The sequence below is a fragment of the Collinsella sp. LCP19S3_H3 genome (genome assembly GCF_052119145.1).
Taxonomy (GTDB): domain Bacteria; phylum Actinomycetota; class Coriobacteriia; order Coriobacteriales; family Coriobacteriaceae; genus Collinsella.
In genome coordinates this window covers 37,875-57,487 of the sequence record NZ_JBQKFW010000008.1, presented here as the reverse complement: position 1 = coordinate 57,487, position 19,613 = coordinate 37,875, and the positions used below count along the sequence as shown (strand labels likewise).

General features: G+C 58.4%; 12 protein-coding genes and 2 tRNA genes. 1 reads left to right on the top strand and 13 read right to left on the bottom strand.

All coding sequences use genetic code 11. The features are described from left to right. Positions 1 to 3 precede the first annotated feature (3 nt). From ACTQZF_RS05715 to pstB, 10 genes are all read right to left on the bottom strand, one after another. Positions 4 to 1,302, bottom strand: a complete 1,299-nt coding sequence (locus ACTQZF_RS05715; RefSeq protein ID WP_441055444.1) for a M20 family metallopeptidase — start codon at positions 1,300 to 1,302, stop codon at positions 4 to 6. Between the two features lie 116 nt (positions 1,303 to 1,418). Beyond that, positions 1,419 to 2,369, bottom strand: a complete 951-nt coding sequence (locus ACTQZF_RS05710; protein WP_441032223.1) for a DMT family transporter — start codon at positions 2,367 to 2,369, stop codon at positions 1,419 to 1,421. Positions 2,370 to 2,609: 240 nt separating this feature from the next. After that, on the bottom strand, positions 2,610 to 4,799 hold the full coding sequence (locus ACTQZF_RS05705; protein WP_441554768.1) for a YhgE/Pip domain-containing protein: 2,190 nt from the start codon (positions 4,797 to 4,799) through the stop codon (positions 2,610 to 2,612). After that, positions 4,800 to 7,616 carry a YhgE/Pip family protein gene (locus tag ACTQZF_RS05700; protein ID WP_441554767.1) on the bottom strand — a complete coding sequence of 939 codons (2,817 nt, stop codon included), beginning with the start codon at positions 7,614 to 7,616 and terminating at the stop codon, positions 4,800 to 4,802. A gap of 391 nt (positions 7,617 to 8,007) precedes the next feature. Continuing rightward, entirely contained in the window at positions 8,008 to 10,032 is a 2,025-nt protein-coding gene (gene htpG, locus ACTQZF_RS05695; RefSeq protein ID WP_441554766.1) for a molecular chaperone HtpG, read from the bottom strand. Between the two features lie 202 nt (positions 10,033 to 10,234). After that, positions 10,235 to 10,771: a GNAT family N-acetyltransferase gene (locus ACTQZF_RS05690; protein WP_441554765.1), complete on the bottom strand. Its 537-nt coding sequence runs from the start codon at positions 10,769 to 10,771 to the stop codon at positions 10,235 to 10,237. 2 nt (positions 10,772 to 10,773) lie between these two features. Continuing rightward, entirely contained in the window at positions 10,774 to 11,427 is a 654-nt protein-coding gene (locus ACTQZF_RS05685) for a YveK family protein (protein ID WP_441554764.1), read from the bottom strand. 177 nt (positions 11,428 to 11,604) lie between these two features. Further along, positions 11,605 to 13,029, bottom strand: a complete 1,425-nt coding sequence (locus ACTQZF_RS05680) for a sensor histidine kinase (RefSeq protein WP_441554763.1) — start codon at positions 13,027 to 13,029, stop codon at positions 11,605 to 11,607. Between the two features lie 3 nt (positions 13,030 to 13,032). Then, positions 13,033 to 13,761, bottom strand: a complete 729-nt coding sequence (locus ACTQZF_RS05675) for a response regulator transcription factor (protein WP_441554762.1) — start codon at positions 13,759 to 13,761, stop codon at positions 13,033 to 13,035. A gap of 64 nt (positions 13,762 to 13,825) precedes the next feature. Further along, positions 13,826 to 14,701, bottom strand: a complete 876-nt coding sequence (gene pstB, locus ACTQZF_RS05670) for a phosphate ABC transporter ATP-binding protein PstB (RefSeq protein ID WP_427748322.1) — start codon at positions 14,699 to 14,701, stop codon at positions 13,826 to 13,828. A 251-nt stretch (positions 14,702 to 14,952) separates the two neighbouring features. Here pstB and ACTQZF_RS05665 point away from each other — a divergent pair, with 251 nt between their 5' ends. Next, the gene (locus ACTQZF_RS05665) at positions 14,953 to 16,293 is read left to right on the top strand and encodes a D-alanyl-D-alanine carboxypeptidase family protein (RefSeq protein ID WP_441554761.1); all 1,341 of its coding nucleotides are present in this window, start codon (positions 14,953 to 14,955) and stop codon (positions 16,291 to 16,293) included. A 322-nt stretch (positions 16,294 to 16,615) separates the two neighbouring features. Here ACTQZF_RS05665 and ACTQZF_RS05660 read toward each other — a convergent pair. The 3 genes from ACTQZF_RS05660 to ACTQZF_RS05650 form a co-directional block, all read right to left on the bottom strand. Continuing rightward, positions 16,616 to 16,706, bottom strand: a tRNA-Ser gene (locus tag ACTQZF_RS05660). A gap of 96 nt (positions 16,707 to 16,802) precedes the next feature. Then, complete coding sequence (locus ACTQZF_RS05655) at positions 16,803 to 18,989, bottom strand: tetratricopeptide repeat protein (RefSeq protein ID WP_441554760.1); 2,187 nt, start codon at positions 18,987 to 18,989, stop codon at positions 16,803 to 16,805. Positions 18,990 to 19,434: 445 nt separating this feature from the next. Then, positions 19,435 to 19,511: transfer RNA gene (locus tag ACTQZF_RS05650), tRNA-Arg, on the bottom strand. Between the last annotated feature and the right edge of the window lie 102 nt (positions 19,512 to 19,613).

Below are 19,613 nucleotides of genomic sequence, written 5' to 3'. Positions count from 1 at the left end.
GGATTACTCCTTGTGGTCGGCGATATAGCCCAGGGCGACCGCCGCATAAGCCGCGGCGCCGAGCGGCAACTCGGCATCGCTAAAGCGTGCCTTGGGATGGTGCTGGGCAAAGTGCTCGTCCGTATCGGTCACAGCCGCACCGAACGTAAAGTACGCGCTCGGTATCTCGCTCGAGATAAGCGCAAAGTCCTCGCTCGCCATGGCATGGAACAGAGGCAGGAAGGCGGCCTTGGGCAACGTCGCACCCACATAGCCAAGCGAAGCCTGGGTCATATCGTCATCGAGCACGAGCGGGGGAACATCCGAGAGCGTCTCGATAGTCGCCGGCGTACGATAAGTCGTGGCAACGCCTTTGACGACCTCCGCGATGCGGGTCTTGAGGTGCTCCATGAGCTCAACGTCAAAGCCGCGCAATGTTCCCTCGAGCACGCAGGTGTCGGGAATCACATTGGCCGCTTGGCCACCGGCAAACTTACCCACGGTGAGCGCGACCTCCTTGGCCGCCGGCACCTCGCGAGCAATAAGCTCCTGGAGCGCCAGGTGCACATGCACGCCTGCCGTGATGGGGTCGATGCAGATCTCGGGGCTCGAACCGTGGCCGCCCTTGCCCTGCAGCGTGATGCGGAAACCGTACACGCCCGAAAGCGCCGGGCTGCCGTAGAGCACCAGGCCAAGCGGCGACTGGCCGTTGACATGCATGGCAAAAGCCGCCTGAGGACGCGGGTTCTCGAGCAAGCCGTCGGCGATGGCAGCACGTGCCCCCTCAAAGGTCTCCTCGCCCGGCTGGAACAACAGCTTGACGGTGGCATTGGCGTCGACAAGCGCGGCCTCGCGAGCCTTGAGCAGGCGCGCCGCACCAAGCAGCGCCGTCGCGTGCATATCATGACCGCAAGCATGCATGCAGCCATTGGTAGATGCAAAGGGCTCGCCGGATTCCTCGACAACGGGCAGGGCATCCATGTCGCCGCGCAGCATAACGACCGTACCGGCCTGTTCGTCCGTGCAGACGCCATTGCCCTGGGCCGCGGCGGCACCGGCACCGACAAGGCCCACAACGCAGGAACCATCGACGAGCGTGGAAAATGGGATGTCCATCTCGTTCAGGCGCGCTTGGATATACGCAGAGGTCTGTGGGAGGTCGTTACCGAGTTCGGGCATCCGATGCAGATCGTGACGCCATGCGGCAAGCTCATCGGCAAAAGCCTGAGCCTCTTTGACCAGACCGTCGCCAATGGCGGCTTGCGCCGCCGCTGAGGTCTGAAGCGCTGGTTGTGGTTGGAAATCGGACAGAGCTGGTGCCATAGATGCCCTCCAGTAAAGTTTTAGCAGCAAGCACTTTCATACTCTAAAGTGCAAGGCATAACTTTAAAGGCGACGCATAAAAAACGCCGCCCCAGAGGGACGGCGCAACAGATTGTTTACAAACGCGCTCGCGGCTTTTTACGCAAAAAGTCAAAGTGCGTCTCGCTCAAGATAATCGACAGGAAGATGAGCGCAAAGCCGGCAAGCAAACGCGAGGTGAGCACCTCCCCCATCAGCAGCACCGAGAACAGCACGCCCGATGGCGACTCCATCGAAAGCAGTAGTGAGCCCGTCGAGGCCGGGACATGCGCCAAACCCACGTTTTGGATGAGCAAACCCACGCATGTGCAGCCCACCGAGAGAAATGCCATCACGCCAATAAAGCTCGGCGTCCACACGGATAAAGGTGCCTGGGTCTCGAACGGCAGCGAAGAGATCAGGCACAGCACGCCGTTGCCCGCAAACATCCAAAACGTGATGACGTTGATGTCCATCTTGCGACCGTACTTAGCGGCCACCGCCATCTGGATGGCAAAGAAGACCGCGCCGCCCAGCGTAATAACATCGCCGACATTGAACTCGACGCTATCAAGCGCCACCAAGCCAATGCCCGCCAGACACAGCAACGCGGCACCCAAGTTGTAACGGGTAAGTTTTTCGCCGCTTAGGACATAGCTCGCAAACGGAACCAAGATGCAGTACGTGCCCGTCAAAAACGCGCTTTTGCCTGCCGTGGTCTGCGCCAGGCCAATCGTCTGCAAACCGTAGGCACCCCACATGAGCGCGCCCATGCCAAGTCCAACAATCAGATTTCGAGCGTTGAAATGGGCAACAATGCGCTTGTGGAAGACGGCAAGCATGACCAGCGACGCCGGAAGAAAGCGAATGTAGAGCAGCTCGAACACCGGAATGGTATCGAGCGCGTCCTTCATGGTGGTAAAGGAATAGCCCCAGATGACCGCTATCGAAAGCAGCAATACCTTCCAGAACAGCGGCGAGCGCGCACCGGCACCGCGAGAGGCACCGCCGGCACCCAGGTCTTCGCGGGCTACAGGGCTATCGGGCATATTTTCGATTTCAATAGCGGCATGATGGGCCATGGGGCATCCTCGCGCTCGGTCTGGGCGTGGTGTCCGCACGCGCGCGACCGCATGCCGCCTCATGGTCAAATAAAAACGGGACGCGCCGGACCCCCGGCACGCCCCGCAACTGTAGCAACAATCAAGCAGCCCACGCAATTCAGCCCACTAAAGTATCGAACAGAAAAGCCTCGATGCTCCGGCAATGTCAGCGTTCACATTGTTGCGCTAGATTAATTTAGTACTCTCCAGCTTTTCGATAATCCAGTCGTTGGCTTTGATGACCGGACGACGGAAGACCACACCCAGGGCCAGCGACGGAATCAGATAGCTCGCCAGAATACCCAGCTCAACCCAGTACTCCATATGGTAGGCGCCAGCCATGGCGGCATGCATGGCATTGATGCCATGGGTAAACGGCAGGAACGGATAGATCGCCTGGAACACGGGGCCGGTCATCTCGATGGGGAATGTGCCGCCCGAACCACCGACCTGCATGACCAACAGCACGACAGCGAGCGCCTTGCCGATATCGCCAAACGAAACCGTAAGCGTGTAGACGATATTGGAGAACACGAGACTCGCGATCCAGCCCGCCAACACAAACTGCAGCGGGTTGTCGCACTGGATTCCAAAGAACAAGATATCGCCGGCGCACACGAGCGTCGCCTGCAGCAAGGCCAAGCCGCCAAAGAACAAGTAGCGGCCCAAATAGATCTCGTGCAGGCGTACGGGGATGAGCTCGTTGATAAGCTCATCGTCGACCGAGACCTTCATCATGGCTGCCAGCACAATCGAACCCACCCACAGCGACAGAATCGTATAGAACGGCGCCATGGCCGAACCGTAGTTGCGGATCGGATAGACCGGCTTGCGGTCGAGCGCGACGGGGCCGGAAAGCGACACGGCCAAACCCTCGGGATCGTTGCCGATCATCGTCTTAATCGTCGCAAGATCATCCGACATCAAGGCACCGTCGAGCTCGTCCTTAAACGCGCCGATCTTGTCCGACGCCTCGCCCAGCTGATCGGAAACCTTGTTGACCAGCTTTGCAGCCTTGGAGAGGCCCTTTGCCAGCGAACCGGATGCATCGGTCAGGCCGTCTACGGCGCTATCCAAATCGCCCGAGATACCATCGAGCGAGTCTAGAATGCCCGAGACGGTCTTCTTGAGCTCCTTGGCCTTAACCGAGAACGTGGAATCGTAATCGGATTTGGCGCCCGCGATGCCGGCCTTGGCATCGGCGATGGCCTGATCGACCTCGGCACGCGTGCTGTTGACCTCTGCCATGCTGTCAGAAAGGGACTTAGCAGTTGCCGTCAGGTCCTTGGCGTTGTTGCGATACTCCACCGCGATCCTGCCCAGCGATGTTGCTGCAGACTTAAGGCTCTCCTGGAGCTTTTCGTCACTGACCTGCTCGGCAAAGCCGCGGAGCTGGTCGGCCGCGGCGTCGATATCGTCGGCACGTGTATTGAGCGCCGCCGCGGCATCGTTGAGCTGGGACACCGTAAGGTCCACATGCTGGTTTGCGGTGTCGAACGCCTTCGCGAGCTCGGCAGACACATTGTCGAACGAGCCCGCGCTTCCGTCAATCGCCGCGTCAACGGCATCGTTGGCGGCCTTGAGCGCTTCCTTGGAATCATTGATGCCGCTCTTGGCGTGTTCCATCAACTGCTTGGTCGACTCATCGACGGCACCCGTCTGCTGGAGCATACCGCTCGCCGACGTCAGCGAATCGGACGTGGAGCTCAAAATGCCCGCAAGCGACGTTGCGCTGGCCTGAACGCCCTGCAGGTCCTGGACCGAATCGCCGAGCGTCGAGGACAGGTTGGCGATAAAGTTGCTGACCTGGTCGGTGCTCATGTAATCGAGCAGGCTGGACACCGTCTTAAGACCGATGCTCGTAATGGTCTCGGTAAAAGTTTCGTTAACCTGGCTTTGAACGGCGTTCGAACCCTTCTCGGTCACGATCTGCGCGATGGCGTTGGCCTTCTGGTTCTCGTAAAACTCGATATCGGCGTGCTTCACCTCAGTCGAGAAAAGCGTCATCATGTCGGCGCTAAACGTTTTAGGGATAACGACGGCAGCGTAGTACGCGCCCGACTTAACGCCCTCGATCGCCTTATCGCGGTCGTTGAGGACAACCCAGTCGAAGTTCTCGTTGCCGCGCAGGGTGGCGGTTACGTTTTCGCCCACGTTGACCTCGACGGGAATCAGATCGCTCTCGTAGCCCTCGTCGGTGTTGACCACGGCAATCTTAAGATTGCCGGTGTTGCCGTACGGATCCCAGCTGCCGGCGATGTTAAACCACGCGTACAGACACGGCACGATAATGAGGCCCATCACGACAATCAAGCCGATCACGGAGCGAGACACGTTTTGGACATCGCGCTTAAACAGATGCAGGATGTTCTTCATTTATGCCTCACCTCCTTTGGAGTGCTTGCCAAGCGCGGTGGTATCTCCATCATTTGTGGCTGTGCTGTCGCTGCCCTGAGATTTATGGTGCGATCCTATATGCGGCAAGCGTCCCGCGGACTGATCGCCGCCCTTGGCACCACGCTCGCTGGCGTTGAGGCCAAACATGTGGCGGGCGGCAGGAATGGCGGCCGTGTGTTCGCGCATCTCGCGACGCAAGTCCTCATCCGAAAGCGCCGAGATGCGCATCTGGGTATTGAGGCTCGCGCGGATATATTCGATATTGATAAGCCAGCCGCAGATAGCAATAACCGAGATGATCCAAATGACAAGCAGGATGATCTTGCCGTTATTGTCGATATCGAGAACCGTCGACAGGACAAAGAGCAGGACCTGAACGCCCACCACGGCGGCAAAACCGCCCTTGATGTAGTAGGGGTAACGGTGCTCAAAGGTCACCGCATGGTCGAGCAGTTCGCGACGGTACGAATCAGAATCGAGCATGACACGCATGGCCGTGCGCAGCGAGTAGCGCTGGCGCGGCAGGTCGTTGGACTCGCAAATCATCATACCGGTCGTGGAAAGCTGTTTATCAAAGAGCAGGTTAAGGTTGAGCAGCAGCGGACGCAGCTGCAGGCCGATAAAGAGCGCCACGATCAAGAACACGCCCAGAATGCACAGGTTAAACAGGTAGTTGAACGAATACATGCCGCCGACCGTCTCGCGCAGCAGATTGATGCCGTAGGTAAAGGGCAGCAGCGGATGCAGCCACTGGAAGAAGCCGGGCATCATCTCGATGGGGTACATGCCCGAAGAGCCCGGAATCTGCACGATAACCAGAATGACGCCGATCGCCTTGCCGATATGCTTAAACGTGGTGGACAGCGCATAGATGATATTGACGTAGGTGAACGAAATGGCGATGCCGCCCAGCACGAACAGCAGCGGGCTGACGCACTGCACGCCAATCACCAGATCGCCTACCGTAACGATAATGGCCTGGAACGCGCCCAGGATCACCAGTAGCAGCCAGCGGCCAAAGTAGCCCTGACGCGCGGTAAAGCTGCCGATGCCTTCGCGGTCGACCTCGAGCTTGTAGATAGCGATAAGCACGTAGCCGCCCACCCAAAGCGCCAGATTGGTATAGAAGGGAGCGATGCCCGAGCCAAAGCTCTTGACCGGGAAAATTGACTTGGAAGTCAGCTCTACGGGAGATGCCATAAAGTCTGCCACGTCATTGACGTCGACACCCATCAGTTCAGCCAGCTCGCCCATGGACTCGGAGGTCTGCAGCGCCGCAATGTCGTTGGCGGCGGTTGCGAGCTTGTCCTGGACCTTGGCAAGCGAGGCATCGGTCTGGGACAACGTGGTCTTGGCCTGACCGAGCGTAGCGTTGAGTTGCGAAAGTGTACCGCGCGCACTCGCAATAGCAGGCGTGAGGCCAGACACGATTCCCGTCAGATCACCCGAGACGGCGGCAAATGAATCAAGCGCGCTCGAGGCCTTCGGCAGCGCGTTTTGACCCAGGTCCGTCTGGGCCTGGCCAAGGTTAGTCGCACCGGTCTGGATTGCGTTATTGATAGCGTCGCTGGCACCCGAGACAGCCGCGGCGTCATTCGCCATGGCGCTCGACTGCGCAGACAGACTATCCTTGATGCTCTGAAGCTTTTCATTCTGCTCGCGGAGCAAATCGATGGTCGATACAATGCGCGCGTCAATTTCCTCGGAACCTGTCGACGTGTCATTAACGAGAATTTCCAAGTGCCCGATAACGGCCTTATTGTGGTCGATCGTCGCCTGGAGAGACTCAAGCGAGTTGTCGATACGGGTGGTCGTAGATGTGACCGTGCCCGTCAGCTTGCCAATCGCAGCGTTCGCGGAGGCTGACGTCTTGGTGAGCGCAAGGCTGCCTTCCGAGAGCGCCTTGGAGAGCGAGGTGATGGAATTACCCGCCGTGGCGCGCGCCTCGCCCAGCAGGTCGTTGCCCTGGGAGATCGCCTGCGTCAGCGACGGCGCCTGACCCTGTAGACCGTCAAGTGCTGCATCTGCCGAGGCAATGGAACCACTCGTCTTATCGATGGCGGCATTCATGTCGCCAATCGAACCACGCACCTCGCCCAAGGTATCGGATGCTTCGGACACCGAACTTGCCAGCGAATCCTGGGTCTGGGTTGCCTTGTCCTTTAAATCGACTCCGGCATCCTTGGCGATACCGGCAACAGTCTCGCCCGCCGTGGAGACAAATTCCGAGTTGATCTGCTCCTCGATGGTGCTTGCACCGGTGTCGGTAACCTTGGGCGCAATAGCGCTCTTCTTCTCATTGACGTAGTACGTAAGCTTGGGCTGATGGTAGTTGCCGTCGAGCATCGAAACCAGGTTATCCGAGAAGTTCTTGGGGATTACGATGGCCGCATAGTACTCACCGCTCTCGACGCCCTCTTTGGCATCGGCCGCCGAATCGACGAAGGTCCAGCCCAGCCGATCGTTCTCCTTGAGCTGATCGACGACCTTATCGCCCGCGTTGAGCTCGCCCACCAAGTCGTTTTGGGTGCCCTGATCGTTGTTGGCGATGGCAATCTTGATACCCTGGGTGTTTCCGTACGGATCCCAGTTTGCCACGATGTTGTACCAGGCATACAGCGAGGGAATAACACACACGCCGAGGGTAACCACCAGGGCGACGGGGTTCACGATCAATCGCTTAATGTCACGTTTAAAGATTGCAAAGGAAACCTTTGCATCGGATAGTTTGCTGCCGAGACTCACGCTTGGGCCATCCATCCTGTCGTTGAATCGAATCGTACTATCGATAACCATTGTACGAAGGCGTTTTAACGTCTCGATGCACAATGGTATTGAGTTTTGCGGGTAGCAATATACTACGAAGATGAGTTAACGTACAGTTGTACAGTATCTTAAATTTCAGCAGGTCACAAAACCACAACCCGCACAAATTAGCAACCCAACTAGTCATTGGGGACGCTCTTAAACGACCAGTCAAACAAGAACGTCCCCAACGACTAGTTTGGACCACGGTAACGTCGATGTTTTGGCAATGCCAGCGAGCGGGCACCAGAGCGAACAAATTGGCATGAAAAGAGGACGGCATAGACCTTCTGGTCATGCCGTCCTCTTTGAATGACAAGTTGTCGCTCTGGTGCCCGCGCAGCGTCGACCGGTCCGCCGTTCGTTAGAACGGCGGAACCAATTACATAAGCTCGCAGACAGCCGCCGCGAAGGCAACGGGGTCCTCGGGCAAAATACCCTCGACGAGCAGGGCCTGGTCATAGAGCAGGCCGGAGTACTGCTTGATCTTGTCGGCGTCGCCCGCCTTCTGAGCAGCGACGAGCTTGGCAAAGACCGGGTGCTTGGCGTTGAGCTCGAGCACACGCTGGCTCTTGGGCATACCGTCGGGCGCACCCTCGGGACCCTTCTGAAGCACCTTCTCCATCTCGAGCGAAAGCGGACCCTCGGTGGTGATGCACGCGGGAGCATCGGTCAGGCGCGCAGAGACAGCGACCTTCTCGACCTTGTCACCGAGTGCCTCCTTCATGGCGCTAAAGAGGTCCTCGTTCTCCTTAGTGGCGTCCTCGGCCTCCTTCTTCTCGTCCTCGGTCGCCAGGTCAAGATCGCCGGTAGCGACATTCTTGAGCTCCAGGTGACGATCCTCGACCTCGGGCTCGGCACCGTCGGCAACAGCCTTCTCGGCAGCCTCGCGGGCAGCGTCGTCCTCGTAGATCTTGGGCATATCGACGGCAACGTACTCACGCATAGCCTGGAACGTGAACTCATCTACATCCTGCGTCAGTAGCAGCGCGTCATAGCCGCGGTCGAGTACGCCCTTTACCACGGGCATCTTGGCCAAGCGCTCACGCGAGTCGCCGGCGGCGTAGTAGATGGCCTTCTGATCTTCGGGCATGCCCTTGGCATACTCGGCCAGGGTAATCATCTTCTGCTCCTTGGCAGACCAGAACAGCAGCAAGTCGGCGAGCTCATCGGCCTTCATGCCATAGCTCGAATAGATGCCGTACTTAAGGCCACGGCCAAAGTTCTCAAAGAACTTCTCGTAGGCCTCGCGGTCGTTGTCACGCATATCCTCAAGGTCGGCGGTAATCTTCTTTTCCACACGCTTGGCGATGGCCTTGAGCTGACGGTTCTGCTGCAGCGTCTCGCGCGAGATGTTGAGCGACACGTCGGCGGAATCCACGACGCCGCGGACAAAGTTATAGTAGTCGGGAAGCAGGTCGTCGCACTTCTCCATGATCAGGACGTTGGAGCTGTAGAGCGCCAGGCCCTTCTCGTAGTCCTTGCTGTACAAATCGAACGGCGCGCGGCCCGGCACAAACAGCAGGGCGTCGTACTCGAGCGTACCCTCGGCGTGGAAGCTGATGGTGCGCGCAGGATCGTCAAAGTCGTGGAACGTAGACTTGTAGAACTCGTCATAGTCCTTCTGCTCAACATCGGAGCTGCGCTTCTTCCAGATCGGCGTCATGGAGTTAACGGTCTCGAGCTCCTGGTAGTCCTCGTACTCGGGCTTGTAATCCTCCGGCGCGTCCTCGGGCTTGGGTTTCTGGCGGCTCTTGGAGACCATCATTTGGATCGGGTAGCGCACATAGTTGCTGTACTGCTGAATCAGGCTCTTGAGGCCCCACTCGGTCAGGAAGCGATCGTAGGTCTCGGCCTCGCCATCGGCGTCGAGCTTCTCGTTCTCGCGCAGCGTCAGGATGACATCGGTGCCGTGCTCGGCGCGCTCGCCGTCCTCGATGGTATAGCCCTCAAGACCGTCGGATTCCCACACATGGGCGACATCCTCGCCATAAGCGCGGCTGACTACCTTCACGTGGCTGGCGACCATGAAGGCCGAGTAGAAGCCCACGCCAAACTGACCGATGATGTCGACATCCGAACCCTGCTGCTCGGCGTTCTCGGTCTTAAACTCCTCGGAGCCGGAATGGGCGATGGTGCCCAGGTTGCGCTCGAGCTCCTCGGCGGTCATGCCAATGCCGTTATCCGAGATGGTAATGGTGCGGGCGTCTTTATCAAAGGAGACGCGAATAGCCAGGTCGCCCTGGTCGAGCTTGACGCTCGGATCCTGCAGGCTCTTAAAGTTGAGTTTGTCGACGGCGTCGCTCGCGTTAGAGATAAGCTCACGCAGGAAGATTTCCTTGTTGGTGTAGATGGAGTTGATCATGAGGTCGAGCAACTTTTTGCTCTCGGTCTTAAATTGACGCATGTGCAGTCCTTTCGCGCTACCCCCGTCCGCAAAAACAGCCCGGTTACCCGAGCCGTATCGCAGACCTGCTATGTTCAGACTTAGATTTTATAACCCATTAGCGCGCATATATACATGCGGAATCGAAAAACTGTATGTCCGAGCACTCCGATGCGCCAATTGCCAAGGAGTGTCCCCAACTGCCGACAGGAAAGGAACGTCCCTATCTGCCATCTACGCGCTTGGCCATCCAGGCATGGGGCTGGCCCTCGTCTTCGTAGTCAACCGGGGCAATTTGTGTGTAGCCAGCCTTTTCATAGAGCGGCAACACGTATTCCTGCGCGTGCAGCTTAATAAGTTTAGCGCCGGCATCGCGTGCGCATGTATCGCTGGCCTCGACGATCGCGCTTGCCAACCCGCGACGACGCATAGCCAGCAGCACGGCGACGCGCCCCATAATGTAGGTCTCCCCCGCGGCGACGCCTTCGTCCAAGTCGCACGCCGGTGGCACCGGAGCCTCCGCATCTGCCGCGCGCTCCAGCTCCTCGGGAAACACGCGCGAGCAGCCGGTGAGTTGGCCATCCACATACAGCGTCACATGGATGCAGCCCGGGTCCTCGTCAATCTGGTCAAACTCGTTTTCATAGCCTTGTTCGTCCATAAAAACGGCGCGGCGCACCAGCGCCGCGTCCTCAAAGCAACCTGTCTTAAGTTGGATATCCAAGGCGGCCCCTTTATCGGTGTTCTTCGCCTTAGCCATGCCTATTTACCACCTTTCATAGCCGGAATTCGGCCAACAACGGGAATACCCAGGAGCTCTTCTGCCTCTTCGGCACCGCAGATACGCATGTTGAGTATATCTGCCAAAACAACGTAGGCAATTGCGATAAAGACGCCGGCAAGGAACGCAACGGCAACATACAGCAAGCGCTTGAGGCCGCTCGGAGACTCAGGGGTCTTGGCCTCATCGACCACGTTAATGCTCTGGGCGGCGCCAACATTTTGGGCGACCGTGCTTACCGAGTTGGCCATTGCCCTTGCAACCTTGGCCGTCTCCTTGGCATCGGTACCCGTCACCGAAAGCGTAATGACGCGCGTCGTGGTCTCGGACGAAACGGCAATCTTGTAATCATCCAGATCGGAAAGGCCCAGATCCTTGGCAGCACCGCTCTTAACGCTATTGCTGTCGAGCAGCGTGGCGATATCGTTGGAAAGCATCTGGCTCGCCGAAAGGTCGTTATAGCTCATCTGACCGCCGTCGGTCTTAGCGAGAATGTACATGCTCGTCGTGGCGGTGTAGGTATTGTCCATCATGGCAAAGGACGCGATACCCATGACGATCGCACAGACCACCGGAAGGGTAATGACCAGCTTGAGATGCTTTTTAAGCAGCTGGAACAATTCGAGAAGGGCCATGCAGCGTGCCTTTCAGTTCCCGAGTTCGTATTGACAAAACTGTCCATTTGTTATCGCATCTTTTTCCCATGTCCAAACTCTATACATAAGCTACAGCGCTTATAACAATGTTGCGCAACAATAACGCCGCACCGGCAACCCCGATGCGGCGTTTACATCAAGGCCAGCGGCCAAGCGCTATGCAAACGGCTCTTTCTGCTGTGCGGGAAACGTCACCGTGATGGTTGTCCCCACTCCCGGCTCACTCGACAGGTCAATCGCGGCGTGATGGTACAGAGCTGCGTGTTTAACGATCGCCAAACCCAGGCCGGTTCCGCCACGCGCCTTAGAACGACTCTTGTCCACGCGATAAAAACGCTCGAACACTTTACCCTGCTCCTCGGGCGCAATACCGATACCCGTATCGGCAACAGACAGGTACGGATGACCCTCGTCATTGGTCCCGCAGCGCAGCGTGACCGTACCGCCAGGTCGGTTGTAGCGAATGGCGTTGCTTGCAAGGTTGTAGATCAGCTCGTCAATCAGGCGCGGCACGCCTTCGATCACCATGGGCTTCGTCTCGTGCCCAATGGTCACATTCGACTGCCGGGCAACTTGCTCAAGACGCTGTTCCACCGACAAAATGGCGCGAGAGAGCTCGATGGGTTCTGTGGACCCAATGGGCACCGCCTCGCCCTCGGATGCTCGCTCCGCCTCGTCCAAGTTGGAAAGCGTAAGAATGTCGTTGACGAGCGCTGCCAGGCGGCCCGCCTCGCGATAGATGCGGCCACCAAAGTTGCGCAAGTCGTCCTCGCCCTCAACCATGCCGTTTGCAATAAGCTCGGCATACCCCGAAATCGCGGTAAGCGGGGTCTTGAGCTCATGGGTGATATTGGCCGTGAACTCACGGCGCATTCGGTCGTTGTCCGCTAGCACCGCCATTTGGCGCTTGAGTTCCTGGCGCTGCGACTCGATACGCTCAAGCATGGGGACCATCTCGGCATAGGCGTGCTCATAGCTACGGCGTGGGTGGTCCAAATCCACCTCTTGCAACGGCGCGATGATTGCACGGGACTCGCGGCGCGCCATAAAAAACGAGAGTACTGCACCCGCCGCCGCGATAAGCAGCATCGGCGCCACCATCGACAGCAAAATCGCCGCAACGCCAGGCTGGGCTTGCGCCAAGCGGACAACCTGGCCGTTATCAAGGGCGACGGCGCGATACAGCATAATCTCGTCGAGCGTAGAGCTTGCGCGCTCCGCGGAACCCAAACCACTCTCAAAGGCCTCGATGACCTCGGGGCGATCGCCATGGTTGGGCAGTGAGGAAGGCGACGCCTCGTTGTCGTAGGCAACCGATCCATCCTTGTTAATCAGCGTGATGCGCAAGTCCTCGCGATCGAGGCTACGCAAGAACGGGATAGGCTCCTGCTGTTCGTCGAGGGCGGCAGCAATGAGCTCGGTTTCCTGCGCCAGATTGGCACTCGTGGCATCCGCCAAGGTGTTTTGCACAAAGAACGCACCCAGCACCGTAAACGCCACGATAACCGCCATGGCGCAAACAAAGATCGTCACAAAAACGCGGTGCGACAGCGTATGTTTTCCCTGGGGGGCGAAGACCACGGGCTACTCCTCCGATGCAGTGGCCGCGGTGTCGTCACCTTCGGCACCGTCACCGGCAGAAGGCTCGGCCAAGCGGTAGCCCACGCCGCGCACGGTCTCGATGGCGCTGGCATGCTCGCCCAGTTTTTGGCGAAGCGTCTGCACGTGCACGTCAACGGTGCGCGAACCGCCGTCGAAGTCCCAGCCCCACACGCTCTGCAGCAACGACTCGCGGGTAAAGACCACGCCGGGCTTGCGCATGAGGTACTCGAGCAGGTCGGACTCGCGTAGGGTGAGCTTAAGCGGCTCGCCGGCAACGGTCACCTCGCGATGGCTGGGCGAAAGCACGATATCGCCCACGCTGAGCACATCGCTCGCCTGCTTGACCATGCCGCCGCGACGCAGCAGTGCGCGACAGCGGCTCGCAAGCTCCATGAGCGAAAACGGCTTAGTCAGATAATCGTCGGCACCGCCATCGAGCGCCATCACCTTGTCGAGCTCGGTATCCTTGGCGGTAAGCATCATGATGGGCACCGTCTCCGTCAGGCGATCGGCACGCAGGCGACGCATAATCGCCAAGCCATCGGTATCGGGCAGCATGATATCGAGCAGCACAGCATCGGGCACCCGTCGCGCCACGGCAGCCTTAAACTCACCGTCGCACGAAAAGCCTTCGGCCTCGATCCCCTGCTTGCGCAGCGCATAGACCGTCAAATCCCTGATGTTGTCATCGTCCTCGACGTAATAGATCATGTTGAACCCCTTTGCGGCCGGCATGACCGCATCTTAATCCTAAAGGTACCTTTACTAGATGGTATCAGCCAAAACGTCCCGTCAAATAATCCGCCGTACGCGGGTCGGTAGGATTTTTGAAAAGCTGAGCGGTGGGCGCGTGCTCCACCAACTCACCTAGCAAGAAAAACGCGACGGAATCGGATATGCGCGCCGCCTGCTGCATATTGTGTGTAACGACCACGAGCGTGCAGGTCTCTTTGAGCTCGCAGGCCAGCTGCTCCACCACGAGCGTCGACACGGGATCGAGCGCCGAGGTCGGCTCGTCCATCAACAGAATATCGGGCCGCACGGCAAGCGCACGGGCGATGCACAAACGTTGCTGCTGTCCGCCCGAAAGCCCCAGACCAGACTCCTTGAGTTTGTCCTTGACTTCGTCCCACAGGGCAGCGCGGCGCAGGGAATCCTCGACCAGCTCATCCAGCACAGCGCGATCGCGCACACCCATACCGCGGGGGCCATAGGCGACGTTGTCGTAGATGCTCATGGGAAACGGGTTGGGGCGCTGGAACACCATGCCCACGCGCTGGCGAAGGCGGCAGATGTCGTAATCGCCCAGGATATCTTGACCATCGAGCGCAATCTTGCCCTCGATGCGGCAGTCCTTGATGCCATCGTTCATGCGGTTAAAGCAACGCAGCAACGTCGACTTGCCGCAGCCCGAAGGACCGATAAACGAGGTAATCTGCTTGTCGCGGATCTTGATGGACACATCCTTAAGCGCGTGGTGATCGCCATAGAACAGGTCGAGGCCCTCGACATCGATGCGCGTCGGCGAGGTGGCAAGGTCCTCTGCCGTGGGGCGAGTCGCATCTCCAACTTCGCGCTCATGCGCGGCCTCGGCCTGCGCTTCCATTAGCTCCTCGAGCTCCGTGGGCCCCACAGCCGCAGCAGCCGTCATACCGCATACCTCCACATCGATATCAAATCAGCAGTATCGATAGTAAAAATCGCAGCTCATATATGCGTGAGGGTATTGTCAAGTATTTGTAAGGACCTCCTCGATACGCGACGGGCAATCATATCGACCGTGCACACCCGAGCGTCCGCTCAGACACGAAGATAAACCGCACGCGCCAAACCCCAAGCGGCACAGCCGGTAAACGATATACTCTAGAGCCAAAGGAGACCATCCCGTCGAAAGCGAAATCAGTGAAGCATCTTACCCCTCTTGTAAAGCGTTCCGCGCAGCTGACCGTTGGCCTTGCCTGCGCCGTCGCCCTTGTCGCCGGTATTCCGTCCGTCGCCGGCGCCCAAGTGCTCACGACCGATAACATCTGCGGCAAAGCCGCCGATGCACGCGGCATTGCAGCCGAAGACCTGCCCGATATCGATGCCTCCAATGCGTTTGTCATGGGTAAAAACGGCTCCGTCTACTATGCCCGTAGCGCCGACGAGCAAGTCAAAATCGCCTCGATCACCAAGGTCATGACTGCAATCCTCGCGGTCGAGAACTGCAAAATGGACGAGAAAATCACCGTGAGCAACGCGGCGGCAACCGTAGGCAACTCGACCGCGGGACTCCTCGAAGGCGACGAGCTCACCGTCGAGCAAGCGCTGCGCGGCCTGATGATCCCCTCGGGCAACGACGCCGCCATCGCGCTTGCCGAACACGTGGGCAAAAAACTTGACCCCAAGACCAAAGATGCCGTCGCTACGTTTGTAAAAGCCATGAACGAGCAGGCCGAGAAGCTCGGCTGCACGGGAACGCTCTTCGAGAACCCGCACGGGCTGGATTTTGACGAATGGGCCGGCGATATGCATTCAACCGCACACGATGTGGCATTGATGATGCAAGAGGCCATGAAGGACGACACGATTCGCGAAGTCATGGCGAGCAAAGATCCCTGGATCGAAGTGACGGGCGCCGACGGCTCCGATCATTCGCATTCCATGGATACGCACAATGTTTTATTGGGCCAAGACGGCAATATCGGCGGTAAGACCGGCACCACCGACGATGCCGGATACTGCTTTGCAAGCGCCTACAATCGCGATGGCGACGAGATCTATACCGTTGTCTTGAACTCCAGCACCACCGACCAGCGTTTTGCCGATACGACCACACTTGCTAGTTGGTATTACGACCACAAGGTAACGGTCGAAATCGCCAATACGCAAAAGAAGACCGCCAACGGAAATCCGCTGATGGCACGTGTCAGTCAAACCGACTGGACAGACAAAACGATCGACGCCACGCTTGCCGACCCCACCGCGCAGGCAACGGTGTTCTCACTCGCCGGCGAAGTGACCGAAAAGGTTAGCTACGATGACCTTTCGGGCACGGTGCATGTTGGCGATAAGGTGGGCAGCGTTACGCTTAAGCAGGACGGCACCAAGATTGCCGTCATGGACCTGGTTGCCGACGAGGAAGGAACGGGGCCCAATCCCATCGAGTGGCTGCTCGTGAAGCTCGACCGCCTGGGCCGCCGCATCGACAACCGCCCGCTCACAGCCGAGAGCGAGACCGTAGCCAAGGCTCCTGAGGTGTAGGGCCAAAGCGATATCACATCGAACCAAATGAGGCGTCCAACGGGGCGCCTCATTTTTTGAGGGTTCGAATCCCCAGCTAACGTTCTCCATACCAAAAAGGACCCCTTACGGAGCCCTTTTTCAAATTCGTACTGGCGGAGAGCTGGGGATGTCCGGGCATGCTGCGCATGCCCTCCGGCTTCAAAGCCTGGCGGCTTTTCGCCCACGGGCTACAAACGCTTTCGCGTTTGCTTAACGCCCGTGCCCTCTCGGGTTCGAATCCCCAGTTAACATTCTTCTAATCAAAAAAGGGCCCAAATGGGACCCTTCTTTCAAGTCATACTGGCGGAGAGCTGGGGATTCGAACCCCAGATGCCCTTTTGGGGCATACTCGCTTAGCAGGCGAGCACCTTCGGCCTCTCGGTCAGCTCTCCGTAACAGCCGTTCCATAGTAACCAAACACTCGAATCCGGGCAAGGGGAAATTTTGATAATTGGCCGGCAGGCTTTCCTCCCCCATAAATCAAACCCCTATCCCAACGACCGGCTGAGGGATCCGAGCTCATCGTTTCCCATCGTGCGCCACATTTGGAAGATGCAGACGCGTGCCAGGAAAAAGAAACCGTTATCGACCAGCTGCACAGCAGCGTCTGCCAGCTGGTTGGACACGGCAGGCACCGGCGGCAGTTCGAGCCCGGCCTTACTGATGGTCTCAACCGCTTCCTCGAACGTCGGTGGCTCATTGACACCCATCTCGTTCATAAGGCCCTGCATTTCCTCCAGTGCGTTGCTACCCGACTCCTCGCCGCGCGGTACCAAGCGGTAGCACGCCAACGCCAGCTCGAGCTGATCGCAGTTCCAGTAGGCAAACGCTAGGCGATAGAACAGGTAGCCGATTGAGGAACGGTCACTGGCAATGCGCAGGCCGTGGCGCGCCACCTCAATGACCTCGTCATAGCGCTCCAGACGCGCCAGCACGTTGATGAGTGCAAAGTGTGATTGCATGGACGAGCGCGCCAGATCGTAAAGATGACGCACCTCGGGCAATGCCCGCTCAAAATCCTCCTGATCGGCGTAAAAGCTGCAAATCTCATGCTGGGCAAAGTACAGCGCATCGGGAGCGCGCAAAATACGAACGGAGCGGTCTTCCTCCATTACCGGCAGCACCATACGCACCAGTTGGTTGTCGCAGAACAGCGTCTGGACCGGCCCTGTCGCCAAAAGCTCGGCAACGGCGCACTTGGCCTCCAGCTCCTCAACAAGACGGGAAAAGCCCTCAAACGCACCCGCGCGGTCGACTTTTGCCCGCTCGCGCAACTCAGCGACGCGCGCCACATACGGGTCATCGCCCTCCTCCATAACCTCAAGCTCATCAGCCGTATCGGCAAGCAGCAGGTCGCGCAACGCCGGCGGCAGCGAACGGTGGTCGTCACGCGGGCGAGCATGAACCTCAGCGGGCTCAATCGCATCCGGCGCGGCCGACTCATATGCCTCAAGCATGCGCTTGCACGGCATATCATCCATATCCATGCTTTCAAAATTCTTAGCGGCGGGAACGCAATTGGCCAGATAGGCCGCACGCCCAAAGGAATATGTTGCAATGATGCGCTCGCCCTGCTCGCCATCGGGAGCCGCAATCTGAACGTAGCAGCGCGTAATGCTGGCACCGGCAGCAAAACAAGCCGCTGCCAGCGTGAGCGCCACGCGCGCGTCGTGCTCCGCGGCCCAAATCGTACGCACGTCCTCGTCCAACTCACGCCAGACGTCATCCTGGGCGTCGTATTCACGTTGGGGCATGGCATCCACGACCGAGCGCCCAAACCGAACGAGCATAATCCCCTCGGCAACGTTTGCCCGATAGGTATAGTCAAGCCGCGAGACAACGTTGAGGGCTTCGACCGCGCGCGCAAAACGGGTGCGCACGTCCCACTCACCGCCTGGCTGGCAAGCTACCGTACCCGGTTTGCCCCACGGGTTGTCACTCGAGGCCGTATCGAGCAGTCGGGGAACATCGTTGGTCGTCTTGGCGATATGCCACGCGTCAAAGAGCGCGCAGCCCTCAAGGCTCGGCGAGGATGCCGCAGGGGCCAATCCGGCCCCGATGCGCTCAAGGATGCCGGAGAGGCGGTTAAGACGACACTCGATAGCAAGCAGCATGTCAATCTCGTCCTGGTCCAGCAGGCTACGATCAAAATTGAGATAGAACAGCTTTGAGCGGTCGATACGCGCTAGGCCCATCTCGGACTTGGCAGCGATGGTGCGCAGTCGGGGCAAATCGACCTCGCTCATAAGGGCGGCGGCATAACGCTCGATACCGCTCGGATTATCGGCATGGTCAACGCGGTAGAGCAGCGTCTCGATAGCATCGGGGAGCGGTGCCGTGTTAAAGCCCAAAAACACCTCGACCGGCTCGGGCAACTTTACGAGTTTGATCTTGTTGGCGGTGTTTTTTATACCCTCATCGAGCTCGTCGGCAGGTACCGTGTTCGCAAGGGCGTTTTTGGGGTCGGCAAATATCACGTAGCGCAAGAACATCGAGGCCATAAACTCGCCATAAGGGAGAGCACGGCTCGAATTCCATGTCTCGTGGTCGGACTGCTCACGCATGGGCCCTTCGGGAGAGCCGGCCGTTCGCGCGCAAGCGCGCATTGCACCGTTGGCTCCCCGCACCAAAATCTCGCCAACACTGGAATCGGACTCGTCAAGGACCAATTTCATGTCGGGGCTCTTGGGCAATGGCACTTTCTGAACAGGGCCGTCAACCTTATAGACCTCACCTGACACGCTCACGTAGCCCAAAAGCGATATGTGGCTTTTGCCTACGAATTCGACGACGTAGCAAGACTCTTTAGGATCCTCGCCAAAAACTTTCCAGACAACACCATACGAGCGCCCCGCGGGTTGCTCTGGCATCGATGGAAAACGCTTTTTGGGGTCGAGAAACCTGAGCTTGTATGTCGGACGCTCTGCCACGAAATATCACCCTGATCGGTCGTCTAGCGAAGGAGTGGTCGCGGATGGACCGCGACATCTACTCGGAATCTTACACGAGTCGATAAGAAATAGTCTCCCGCGGGCGGAGGCGCACGATTCCAGTCGAATGTCTGGGGTCGAATGGCGGCGTAAAAGAAAAGCTCCCGTTGCCGGGAGCTTTAAAGTCAATTGGTGCGGCGTATAGGATTCGAACCTATGACGTTCTGATTCGTAGTCAGACCCTCTATCCAGCTGAGGTAACGCCGCAACGCACGGATTATTATGCACGCGAGGCCCCGACGGGTCAAGCGACAATTTGAAAAAATTTTACGATGTGGCGATTATGCTGCTCGCGCCTCGACCGAGGTT

Excerpts from the sequence above, each read along its gene's own strand:
- ACTQZF_RS05715 (WP_441055444.1), bottom strand. The coding sequence starts at position 1,302 with ATGGCACCAGCTCTGTCCGATTTCCAACCACAACCAGCGCTTCAGACC.
- ACTQZF_RS05710 (WP_441032223.1), bottom strand. The coding sequence starts at position 2,369 with ATGCCCGATAGCCCTGTAGCCCGCGAAGACCTGGGTGCCGGCGGTGCC.
- ACTQZF_RS05705 (WP_441554768.1), bottom strand. The coding sequence starts at position 4,799 with ATGAAGAACATCCTGCATCTGTTTAAGCGCGATGTCCAAAACGTGTCT.
- ACTQZF_RS05700 (WP_441554767.1), bottom strand. The coding sequence starts at position 7,616 with ATGGTTATCGATAGTACGATTCGATTCAACGACAGGATGGATGGCCCA.
- htpG (WP_441554766.1), bottom strand. The coding sequence starts at position 10,032 with ATGCGTCAATTTAAGACCGAGAGCAAAAAGTTGCTCGACCTCATGATC.
- ACTQZF_RS05690 (WP_441554765.1), bottom strand. The coding sequence starts at position 10,771 with ATGGCTAAGGCGAAGAACACCGATAAAGGGGCCGCCTTGGATATCCAA.
- ACTQZF_RS05685 (WP_441554764.1), bottom strand. The coding sequence starts at position 11,427 with ATGGCCCTTCTCGAATTGTTCCAGCTGCTTAAAAAGCATCTCAAGCTG.
- ACTQZF_RS05675 (WP_441554762.1), bottom strand. The coding sequence starts at position 13,761 with ATGATCTATTACGTCGAGGACGATGACAACATCAGGGATTTGACGGTC.
- pstB (WP_427748322.1), bottom strand. The coding sequence starts at position 14,701 with ATGACGGCTGCTGCGGCTGTGGGGCCCACGGAGCTCGAGGAGCTAATG.
- ACTQZF_RS05655 (WP_441554760.1), bottom strand. The coding sequence starts at position 18,989 with ATGAAATTGGTCCTTGACGAGTCCGATTCCAGTGTTGGCGAGATTTTG.